The sequence below is a fragment of the Synechococcus sp. H70.1 genome (genome assembly GCF_047502705.1).
Classification (GTDB): domain Bacteria; phylum Cyanobacteriota; class Cyanobacteriia; order Thermostichales; family Thermostichaceae; genus Thermostichus.
This window is the reverse complement of sequence record NZ_JANSIV010000043.1, coordinates 1-1,298: the sequence shown is the minus strand read 5'-3', so window position 1 is coordinate 1,298 and position 1,298 is coordinate 1. Positions and strand designations below refer to the sequence as shown.

The following is a 1,298-nucleotide window of genomic DNA, read 5'->3' as shown; positions in this document are numbered from 1 at the left end:
TCGGACGCGTTCTGTTGTTTTTTGCAAGCGGGCCTGTGGTATTTTTTCCCAAGACGACACCTCGAACCGCTGCAACCCTGGGATCCCGAAACCTACGTCGACTCGATGGCCCAACTGCTGCAACTATCCCTGCATTCGGACCATCGGGCGGGGGTGATTGAAAACCTGGCTCGCTTTTTGCCCCTTGCTCAACAGGTGCTGGAGTTTCCGCTGCCGCCGACGGTTGAGCCAGATCCTACCTTCAACCCCCAGCCATGATCACAGATTCCCCTCTTCTCGGCAGCGCCGACGGGTTCGCGATTGCCAGGGCCGTCCGCCAGGGATCCGTGAGCGCCCAGGCAGTGGTGGCCGCCTGTCTGGAGCGGATTCGCCAGCGGGATCCCCAGCTCAATGCCTTTACAGCCGTGCTGGAAGCATCGGCCCTGCAGGCGGCGGAGCGGCTGGATCGACAGGTGGCCAAAGAGATCCCGGTGGGCCCCCTGGCGGGGGTGCCTTTTGCCGTTAAGAACCTCTTCGACGTGGCCGGCCTCACCACCCTGGCCGGCTCGGTGATTAACCGCGAGAACCCCCCGGCCACCCGAGATGCCACGGTGGTGGCCCGCCTCCAGCAGGCAGGGGCGATCCTAGTGGGCACCCTCAACATGGACGAGTACGCCTCCGGCTTTGTAACCGAAAATAGCCACTACGGCCCCACCCGCAACCCCCACGATCTCAGCCGCAGTGCCGGCGGCTCTTCGGGTGGCTCGGCAGCAGCGGTGGCCGGGGGCTTGGTGCCCCTTAGCCTGGGCAGCGACACCAACGGCTCGATTCGGGTGCCCGCCGCCTTGTGCGGCATCTACGGCCTCAAGCCCACCTATGGCCGTCTGTCGCGGGCAGGAGTAGCCCTGTTGGCTCCCAGCTTTGACCACGTGGGCCCCTTGGCCCGTTCGGTGGCCGATCTTGCTCTCAGCTTCGATGCCATGCAAGGGCCGGATCCCCAAGATCCCGTCTGCACCCGCCGCCCCGCGGATCCCACCTTTGGTTAATTGGGGCAAGGGATCCAGGGCTTGCGCATTGCCGTGGCCGACGACTACTTCCTGCGGGGAGCAGAGCCCCACATCCTGGCCGGCGTGGAAAAGGTGGCCCAGGCCCTGGGAGCCCAGCAAACGGTGCGGATCCCGGAGGCCGAGCGCGCCCGCGCCGCTGCCTCTCTGATCACGGCTGCCAAGGGAGCCAACCTGCACCTACACCACCTGCGAACTCGTCCCCACGACTTCGACCCGGCCACCCGGGATCGCCCTGTCTCTTATCCACCAGTC

The 1,298-nt window shown here is 65.6% G+C and carries 2 protein-coding genes and 1 pseudogene; all 3 read left to right on the top strand.

The genetic code is table 11. The features are described 5' to 3' along the window. The coding region (locus tag NW827_RS03610; protein WP_414503347.1) for a DUF4089 domain-containing protein at positions 1-258 on the top strand (258 nt) is incomplete at its 5' end. Next, positions 255-1,025 carry an amidase family protein gene (locus tag NW827_RS03605; RefSeq protein WP_414503346.1) on the top strand — a complete coding sequence of 257 codons (771 nt, stop codon included), beginning with the start codon at positions 255-257 and terminating at the stop codon, positions 1,023-1,025. The genes NW827_RS03610 and NW827_RS03605, both read left to right, overlap by 4 nt. Positions 1,026-1,046: 21 nt before the next feature. Beyond that, positions 1,047-1,298: pseudogene (locus NW827_RS03600) on the top strand (AtzE family amidohydrolase); the annotation flags it as partial.